At 70.1% G+C, this 7,972-nt stretch carries 9 protein-coding genes, 1 pseudogene and 1 riboswitch; of the genes and pseudogenes, 3 read left to right on the forward strand and 7 right to left on the reverse strand.

Annotated elements, in window-relative coordinates; genetic code table 11:
• Positions 1-468 precede the first annotated feature (468 nt).
• The 4 genes from AB0H81_RS42665 to AB0H81_RS42680 all read right to left on the reverse strand — a co-directional run bounded on the left by AB0H81_RS42665 (position 469) and on the right by AB0H81_RS42680 (position 3,286).
• A complete protein-coding gene (locus AB0H81_RS42665) occupies positions 469-669 on the reverse strand; it encodes a cold-shock protein (RefSeq protein ID WP_173525743.1) in 201 nt (66 codons plus the stop codon).
• A 274-nt stretch (positions 670-943) separates the two neighbouring features.
• Positions 944-1,219: a MoaD/ThiS family protein gene (locus tag AB0H81_RS42670; protein ID WP_101789288.1), complete on the reverse strand. Its 276-nt coding sequence runs from the start codon at positions 1,217-1,219 to the stop codon at positions 944-946.
• A 45-nt stretch (positions 1,220-1,264) separates the two neighbouring features.
• Positions 1,265-2,497 carry a threonine synthase gene (gene thrC / locus AB0H81_RS42675; RefSeq protein ID WP_358387564.1) on the reverse strand — a complete coding sequence of 411 codons (1,233 nt, stop codon included), beginning with the start codon at positions 2,495-2,497 and terminating at the stop codon, positions 1,265-1,267.
• Positions 2,498-2,510: 13 nt separating this feature from the next.
• A riboswitch (SAM riboswitch) is annotated at positions 2,511-2,652 on the reverse strand.
• A gap of 79 nt (positions 2,653-2,731) precedes the next feature.
• Positions 2,732-3,286 (reverse strand): RNA polymerase sigma factor, encoded by a 555-nt coding sequence (locus AB0H81_RS42680; protein WP_358387567.1) that lies wholly within the window; start codon positions 3,284-3,286, stop codon positions 2,732-2,734.
• A 31-nt stretch (positions 3,287-3,317) separates the two neighbouring features.
• On the opposite strand from AB0H81_RS42680, the gene AB0H81_RS42685 reads away from it, so the two are divergent.
• The gene (locus AB0H81_RS42685; RefSeq protein WP_358387570.1) at positions 3,318-4,748 is read left to right on the forward strand and encodes a trehalose-6-phosphate synthase; all 1,431 of its coding nucleotides are present in this window, start codon (positions 3,318-3,320) and stop codon (positions 4,746-4,748) included.
• Between the two features lie 9 nt (positions 4,749-4,757).
• Here AB0H81_RS42685 and AB0H81_RS42690 read toward each other — a convergent pair whose 3' ends face one another.
• From AB0H81_RS42690 to AB0H81_RS42700, 3 genes are read right to left on the reverse strand one after another with little or no spacing between them, the layout of a single operon-like run.
• A complete protein-coding gene (locus AB0H81_RS42690) occupies positions 4,758-5,333 on the reverse strand; it encodes a hypothetical protein (RefSeq protein ID WP_358387572.1) in 576 nt (191 codons plus the stop codon).
• A 37-nt stretch (positions 5,334-5,370) separates the two neighbouring features.
• Positions 5,371-6,138, reverse strand: coding sequence for a trehalose-phosphatase (otsB, locus tag AB0H81_RS42695; protein WP_358387575.1), 768 nt, complete (start codon positions 6,136-6,138; stop codon positions 5,371-5,373).
• 40 nt (positions 6,139-6,178) lie between these two features.
• Positions 6,179-6,505, reverse strand: coding sequence for a DUF3263 domain-containing protein (locus AB0H81_RS42700; RefSeq protein WP_358387578.1), 327 nt, complete (start codon positions 6,503-6,505; stop codon positions 6,179-6,181).
• Positions 6,506-6,622: 117 nt separating this feature from the next.
• On the opposite strand from AB0H81_RS42700, the gene AB0H81_RS42705 reads away from it, so the two are divergent.
• The gene (locus AB0H81_RS42705; RefSeq protein WP_358387581.1) at positions 6,623-7,432 is read left to right on the forward strand and encodes an SAM-dependent chlorinase/fluorinase; all 810 of its coding nucleotides are present in this window, start codon (positions 6,623-6,625) and stop codon (positions 7,430-7,432) included.
• Between the two features lie 135 nt (positions 7,433-7,567).
• Positions 7,568-7,972, forward strand: a pseudogene (locus AB0H81_RS42710) (hypothetical protein); the annotation flags it as partial.

Genomic DNA, 7,972 nt, shown 5'->3' on the forward strand with positions numbered 1-7,972 from the left:
CACCGTCGTTGGTGATCGTGGGGGCGCCCCACTTCTTCTCCAGCACGACGTTGCGGCCCTTGGGGCCGAGGGTCACCTTGACGGCGTCGGCGAGCTGGTTCATACCGCGCTCGAGACCGCGCCGGGCGTCCTCGTCAAACGCGATCATCTTGGCTGCCATAAGGCTGGACCTCCCAGATGCAGGGTGGCTTGCGGCGGATCGAGCCGACGCCCGCGACGGCATGAGGGTCCGCGTCTCCGTTGGCGGACCCCGTCGTCCCGATCCCAGGTGCTGGCACTCACGAACAGAGAGTGCCAACGAACTGTTTAGCACTCTACCCGGTCGAGTGCAAGCGAACACCGTGGGTGCCCAGGTCAGCCGTACGGCGGGCCCCGAAGGACCCGCCGCATCATCGACGAAGGAGGGGAGAGGCAGGCCGTACGGACTGCGCTGCCGCGCGGCCTGCCGTTGAACGCCAGCGACCTGGGTCAGACCGCGCGGACGGCTTCCGCCTGCGGCCCCTTCTGGCCCTGAGTGATCTCGAACTCGACCCGCTGACCTTGTTCGAGGGAGCGATAGCCGTCCATCATGATTGCCGAGTAATGGACGAATACATCCTTACCACCGTCTACCGCGATGAAGCCGTAGCCCTTGTCCGCGTTGAACCACTTGACGGTGCCCTGCGCCACTTCCGACTCCTCTTACTGGGCTCGCGGATCCCGCCCATTCGTCCGCGAGACCCGCAATCGCCACGGCTTATGGTAAATCGGCCGGACGATCGCCTCGACCATACCTGTGGCACGGCGTTTGGCAACAGAGTCAAAGCACAAACTACGCAATTCATCCCACCGCCGCCCAAGGGAAGCAGCTCCTATCCGCGTCCGCGCAGTTGTTCAACCTTGAATATCCCGGAAAAGCGGAAGGCGCCCACGAGGGGCGCCTTCCCTGGTGCGTACGGGGCCGTCAGCCGCCGGCGACCGCAGGGATGATGGAGATCTGGACCCCGTCGGGTGCGGGAGTGTCCAAACCTTCCGCAAAACGGACGTCCTCTTCTCCCACATAAACGTTGACGAAACGACGAATCTTGCCCGATTCATCCAGAATTCGCGCGCCGATCCCCGGGTAGTCGGAGTCGAGCTTTGCGAGGACGTCACGAAGCGTCGCGCCCTCGCCACTCACTTCCGCGTTTCCGCCGGTGTACGTGCGCAGGATGGTGGGAATCCGCACCGAAACACTCATGATTTAGTCGCCTTTCCTGGTTGTGCGAGCAGCCGTGCCGGGCGCTCAGACGGCCGCGCGGAACGCGTCGAGAGAGGGCTTGATGACGGCCGTGGGCTGTGCGTCCCCGGAGACGGCGTCGAGCGTCTTGAGACCGTCGCCGGTGTTGAGCACCACGGTCTCCGCCTCGGGGTCGAGCACGCCGCCCTCGGTGAGCTTCTTCAGCACACCGACCGTGACGCCGCCCGCCGTCTCGGCGAAGATGCCCTCGGTCGAGGCGAGCAGCTTGATCGCCTCCACGATCTCGGCGTCGGTGACGTCCTCCACCGCGCCACCGGTGCGGCGGGCGATGTCGAGCACGTAGGGGCCGTCGGCGGGGTTGCCGATGGCCAGCGACTTGGCGATGGTGTCGGGCCGGACCGGCTGGACCACGTCGTGGCCGGCCTTGTACGCGGCCGACACCGGCGAGCAGCCCTGCGCCTGGGCGCCGAACACCTTGTACGGCCGGTCCTCGACCAGCCCCAGGGCGATCAGCTCCTTGAAACCCTTGTCGATCTTGGTGAGCTGGGACCCGGAGGCGATCGGGATGACGATCTGCTCGGGGAGCCGCCAGCCGAGCTGCTCGGCGATCTCGTACGCGAGCGTCTTGGACCCCTCGGCGTAGTACGGCCGGAGGTTGACGTTGACGAAGCCCCACTTGTCGCCCAGCGGGTCGCCGATGAGCTCGGAGCAGAACCGGTTGACCTCGTCGTAGGTGCCGTCGATGCCGATGAGCTTGCCGCCGAACACCCGGGCCATGGCGATCTTGGCCTGCTCCAGGTTGGCGGGGATGAAGACGCAGGCGTCGAGCCCGGCCCGGGCCGCCGCGGCCGTCACCGCGCCCGCGAGGTTGCCCGTGGAGGAGCACGACAGGGTGTGGAAGCCGAAGTTGCGCGCCGCCTCGACGGCGATGGCGACGACCCGGTCCTTGAAGGAGTGGGTGGGGTTGCCCGAGTCGTCCTTGACGTACAGGGACTTGAGGCCGAGCGCGCGCCCGAGGTTGCCCGCCTTGACGAGCTTGGTCCAGCCGGGGTTCATGTTCGGCTTGGTGGCGACGTCGGCGGGGACGGGGAGCAGCGAGCGGTAGCGCCAGATGTTGGCCGGGCCCGCCTCGATGTCCTCGCGGCGGACGCCGCCGAAGGAGTAGGCCGCCTCGAGCGGCCCGAAACACTCCAGGCACGCGAAGCTCGGGCCGAGGTCGTAGCGGGTGCCGCACTCGCGGCAGGACAGAGCCGTGGCAGGACCGAAGTCAAGCGACATGAAGCGAGGCCTTCCCTCATCTTCGCCCGCGGCCACCTTGACCGCAGACCGGAATTGGCACCTTGTCCCGGCCGGCCTCGCCCTGTCGCGAGTCTCAAGCCGGGAGGGTTGCCGGGGCTTCGCAGGGCCGGTCCCTCCACCCCTCTGGATGAGCAATATTCAGTTGTCGCCTCAGACTGTACCCGCCCACGTGGCGGTACTGCCCAGCCGTCTCATAGCATGAGACGAGTGGTCTCACCGATAGTCGTCGCCGAGCGCCGCCTGCACGTACTTGCGTGCCTGGTGGATGCGCGACTTGGCGGTGCCGAGCGGGATGCCGAGCTGCTCGGCCACCTCGCTGTAGTCGAGCTGGACGATGTCGCGCAGCACCAGCGCCTGGGCGAGGTCGGGCTTGTCGGCCTCCAGCGCCTCCATGGCGTCGAGCAGGTCCAGCCGCGAGCCCGCGATGACGCTGACCCGCCGCACGTCGGGCTTCTGCACCGGCAGCTCGTCGGAGCTCTGCTCGGCGGCCCGCCGCTTCAGCGACCGGTACGTGGTGCGCGCGCAGTTGGCCGTCACGATGTGCAGCCACGTGCTGAACCTGGCCCGCCCCTCGAAGCGGCCGATGTTGCGGGCCACCGCGAGCAGGGTGTCCTGGGACGCCTCCTCGGCGTCCTGGCGGTACGGGAGGATGCGGGCGCAGTGCCGCATGACGTCGGGCTCGATCCGCTTCAGGAGCTCGCCGAGCGCGCGATGATCTCCGGCTGCGGCGGAACGGGCAAGTTCCTCGGTTAGCTCATCAAGCGCCATAGCTGGGATCCTATGATCGGAGGGAGGTTAAATGAACAGCGTCCTGGTTGCCTCCAACAGAGGCCCGGTCTCGTTCACCGTCGACGACGACGGCGAGCTGACCATGAAACGCGGCGGTGGCGGGCTGGTCTCCGGGCTGTCCGGAGTCACCAAGGACCACAACGTGCTCTGGGTGTGCGCCGCCCTGTCCGACGGCGACCGCAGCGCGGCCCGGCAGGCCCCTGGAGGCCGGCTCGACCACGCGGGCTACGACACGGGCGCCCTGCGGATGCTCGACATCCCGGCCGCCACGTTCCACCGCGCCTACAACGCGGTGGCCAACTCGACGCTCTGGTTCGTCAACCACCTGCTCTACGACACCCCCAACGCGCCGGCCTTCGGCTCCCGCTTCCTCCGCGAGTGGGAGTCGTACCGCGACTACAACGGCGCGTTCGCGCTGGCGCTGGCCGAGGAGGCCCACCACGAGGCCCGCGTCATGGTGCAGGACTACCACCTGACCCTCACCCCCGCCATGCTCCGCGCCGAGCGGCCCGACCTGCGCATCGCCCACTTCAGCCACACGCCGTGGGCGCCGCCCGAGTACTTCTCGCTGCTGCCCGACGAGGTGGCCCGCGAGGTGCTCGAAGGCATCCTGGGCGCCGACCACGCCGGGTTCCTCACCGCGCGCTGGGCCGGGGCGTTCATGGACTGCTGCCGGGCGCTGCTCGGCGCGCGGGTGGACCGCGACGCCCGGACCGTCACCCACGAGGGGCGCACGACCCGCGTCGGCGTCCACGCCCTCGGCGTCGACGGCGGCGCGCTGTGCGAGCGGGCGGCCGAGCCCGACGTCGAGTCGCACATGACCGCCCTGCGCGAGCAGGTCGGCGACCGCGCCCTGATCGTCCGCATCGACCGCACGGAGCTGTCCAAGAACATCGTGCGCGGCCTGCACGCCTACCGCGAGTTCCTGGCCGGCCATCCCGAGTGGCACGGGAAGGTCGTCCACCTCGCCTTCGCCTATCCGAGCCGGCACGACCTGCCCGAGTACCGCGAGTACACCGCCTCGGTGCAGCGCTGCGCCCAGGAGATCGAGGACGAGTACGCCACCGAGGACTGGGACCCGCTGATCCTCAACGTCCACGACGACTACCCGCGCTCACTGGCCGCCTACCGGATGGCCGACGTGCTGCTGGTCAACCCGATCCGCGACGGCATGAACCTGGTGGCCAAGGAGGGCCCGATCCTGTCGCCGGGCGCCGCCCTGGTGCTGTCGCGCGAGGCCGGGGCGGCGGCAGAGCTGGGCGAGCACGCGCTCCTGGTCAATCCGTACGACATCAGCGGCACGGCTGTGGCGCTGCACGAGGCGCTCGTCATGCCGGAGGGCGAGCGCCGCGCGCGCGGCGAGCGGCTGCGCGCGGCGGCCACCGCCCTGCCGCCGCAGAAGTGGCTCACGGCCCAGCTCGACGCCCTCGCCGGTCACTGAAGGCGTCCCTCAGATCCAGTCGGCGTGCTGCAGCGTGTCGGTCAGCCCCGGCGTGTCCCACTGGTCCACGACGAGGATCCTGCTCTTGGGCAGGTACCACTCGCGCTGGGTGAAGTGGCCCTTCACCCTGTTGCCCGAGTGGGAGACGCACTCGGACCTCCACTCGTTGTAGGCGGCCTTGTGCCCCGGCCCGACCTGGCGCAGCCCTCTCTTGACCTTGGTGCCGACGACCTCGTCCCACTTCCTGTTGAACGGGCAGGGCTGCACGTCGCTCGCCGTGTAGAAGGGCCGCTTGCCGGTGTACGGGCCGAACCCCTCGGCGCCGCGCTTGATGTACGACGGGCCGAAGACGTAGAAGGCGTCGCACTCGTACGAGCTCCACCCCTGCGGCTTGCGGCACTTGCCGGTGACCACCTGCACCGCGTCCGTGCCCATGCCGTACACCCGCCACTCGATCGGGATGTAGAGCGTCAGGCCGTTGCGCAGCTTGAGCTGCTGCGCCGGCGCGGCGTTCGCGGCAGAGGGGACGACGGCGAGGAGGGTGGCCGCGGCCACGGCCGCGGCGGCGAGGTATCGCTTGAGCATGCGCCGACCCTAGGGGCCGGCACTTGCAAAACAATCACTAACGACTGAAAGCCGACACAAGTTCGCGCAGGAGCGCCACGACACCGTCGGGCCCGTCCACCACGATGTCGGCCTGTTCGGCCAGGGCGGTGACCTCGGTGGAGCCGCTGCAGACCGTCACGCCGGGCAGCCCGGAGGCGCGCACCGCCTCGAAGGCGGCCAGGTCGCCCAGGTCGTCGCCGACGAACATGACGGATCTCGCGTCCCGCTCGGCGAGGAACAGCCCGAGCGCGTGGCCCTTGTCCATGCCCGGAGGTCTCAGCTCCAGCACGAACCGGCCCGGCTCCACGACGAGACCATGTCTCGCGGCCAGCTCGGCCAGCGGCTCGCGCAGGACGGCCAGCGCGCCCTCGGGGTCGTCGGCGCGGCGCGTGTGGACGGCCACCGCGCGGCCCTTGTCCTCGATGGTCACGCCCTTCAGGCCGAGCGAGTCGATCAGGAGCTGGAGCTCGGCCTCCGCCCGTGGCACGCCCGCGGGGGGCGGCGGGCCGGAGATCGTGCCGTTCTCCCACCGTTCGAAGCCGTAGTGGCCCAGGATCACCAGGCCCGGCACCTCGGCCAGGCCGGGGCCGAGCTCCAGGGCGGTGGCGGGCGGACGCCCGGTCACGACGGCCACCGCCCCCAGGTGCCGGCCCAGCTCGGCCAGCACGCCGGGCGCCTCGGGGTGGATCCGGGCCGCGGCGGGATCCGGCACGATCGGCGACAGGGTCCCGTCGAAGTCGAGCCCGATCACGGCGCCCGCGGGGTCCTTCAGGATGGCTTCCATTCCAGGGATGTTCCTCACGCGGCTGGCCCTACCCAGCCGGTCAGGGGCGCATGCCCAGGCGCCTCGCGGCGCGGTCGCGCTGGCGGCCGGCGCGCAGCCTGCGCAGCCGCTTCACCAGCATCGGATCCTGCTCCAGGGCGGCCGGCTTGTCGATGAGCTCGCCCAGGAGCTGGTAGTAGCGGGTGGCGGAGAACCCGAAGGTCTCCTTGATGGCCTGCTCCTTGGCGCCCGCGTGACGCCACCACTGGCGTTCGAAGGCGAGGAGATCGCGTTCACGTGAGGTCAGCTCTGCGGGTGGGGTGAGGGGTTGCTGCTCGTGCTCCGGTTGTCGGGGTGCACTGTCACCGCCGGCCGGTGCAGTGTCCATGGTTCCTCCTCGAAAGGCTGCGCGCGACGATGGCGACACGCGCATGCGGCCCGACGCCATCGTAATGTGCGCACTCCGGCTGTTCATGGCGGATGGCGAGACGTACAGTCACGAAGTGTGACCTCAGTCATCACACTTCTCACGGACTACGGGCTGGAGGACGGCTACGTGGCGGCCTGCCACGGGGTGATCGCCGGTATCGCCCCCGAGGCCAGGGTGATCGACGTGTGCCACGCCATCCCGTCGGGCGACGTACGGCGCGGCGCCGCGATCCTCGCCCAGACCATTCCCTACCTGCCCAAGGGCGTGCACATCGGCGCGGTCGACCCCGGCACGGGGCACGCCCGGCGGGCCGTCGCGATCGAGGCGGGCGGCCGGGTGTTCATCGGGCCGGACAACGGGCTGCTGTCGTGGGCGGTCCACGCCAGCGGGGGCGCGGAGGCGGCGTACGAGATCAGCAACGAGGAGTACTTCCTGAGACCCGTCTCGCCCACCTTCCACGGCCGCGACATCTACTCCGCCGTGGCGGGACGGCTGGTCAAGGGGCTCAAGCCGAACGACCTGGGGCCGGAGCGGCCGATCGGCCGGCTCGTGTCGCTCCCGGAGCCGACGTCGGTGGTGCGCGAGGGCGCGGTCGAGGGCGAGGTCGTGTCCGTGGACCGCTACGGCAACACGCAGCTGTCGATCACGGCGAGCCACCTGGAGGCGCTGGGGGCGCGGGTCGGCGACACGCTGGGGGTGTGGCTGGGGCGGCGGCAGCTCACATTGCCGTACCGGGAGACGTACTCGGCGGTGCCGCCGGGCGAGCTGGTGGCGTTCGCGGACTCGGCGGGGCTGATCGCGATCGCGGTGAACTCGGGGGACGCGGCGCAGCGGCTGGGGCTACCCCCCGGCGCCCATGTCCGGATTTCTCCGTCTATTTCCTAGGCTCAGCGCCACGAAAGCCGCTTAAGACTAATTACGCGATGTATCGGACTGTTTACTGAAGGGTCTGATCCGCGGTAGGCGTCTCGTGTCACAATCTCCGGCAACGGGCATCCCCCTTCTGCCCCGGAGGTCGCCATGCGCCTCTTCCGTCCCATGCCGCCGCACGTCCGCTGTCTCGCCGCCACCCTCCTCACCGCTCTCGCCGTATGCCTGGCCGCCTCGCCGCTGTCCGGCCCGGCGCCGAGCGCGGGCGCCGACACCCGCGCCGCGACGGGCGCGCGCGGGGCCGCCCAGTGGCAGCTCCCCGCGCTGCGCCTGCCCGAGGCGTGGCGGATCACCCGAGGCGAGGGCGTGCTGGTCGCCGTGCTCGACACCGGCGTGAACGGCGACCACCCCGACCTCGCGGACTCCGTGGTGGCCGGCCCCGACCTGACCGGCGCGGGCCCTTTCGCGCGGAGCTGTGGGAGACCGTCGCCTGACCGGCGTCACGGCGGCTCCCTAGGATGGGCTCATGCGAGGCCGCGGATGACCCGGAAGGCG

It is taken from the genome of Nonomuraea sp. NPDC050691, from assembly GCF_040654455.1.
Classification (GTDB): Bacteria; Actinomycetota; Actinomycetes; order Streptosporangiales; family Streptosporangiaceae; genus Nonomuraea.

Coding starts and splice junctions, on each gene's coding strand:
- AB0H81_RS42700 (WP_358387578.1), bottom strand. CDS start 6,505: ATGGACACTGCACCGGCCGGCGGTGACAGTGCACCCCGACAACCGGAG.
- AB0H81_RS42670 (WP_101789288.1), bottom strand. CDS start 1,219: ATGAGTGTTTCGGTGCGGATTCCCACCATCCTGCGCACGTACACCGGC.
- AB0H81_RS42685 (WP_358387570.1), top strand. CDS start 3,318: ATGAACAGCGTCCTGGTTGCCTCCAACAGAGGCCCGGTCTCGTTCACC.
- AB0H81_RS42680 (WP_358387567.1), bottom strand. CDS start 3,286: ATGGCGCTTGATGAGCTAACCGAGGAACTTGCCCGTTCCGCCGCAGCC.
- otsB (WP_358387575.1), bottom strand. CDS start 6,138: ATGGAAGCCATCCTGAAGGACCCCGCGGGCGCCGTGATCGGGCTCGAC.
- AB0H81_RS42690 (WP_358387572.1), bottom strand. CDS start 5,333: ATGCTCAAGCGATACCTCGCCGCCGCGGCCGTGGCCGCGGCCACCCTC.
- thrC (WP_358387564.1), bottom strand. CDS start 2,497: ATGTCGCTTGACTTCGGTCCTGCCACGGCTCTGTCCTGCCGCGAGTGC.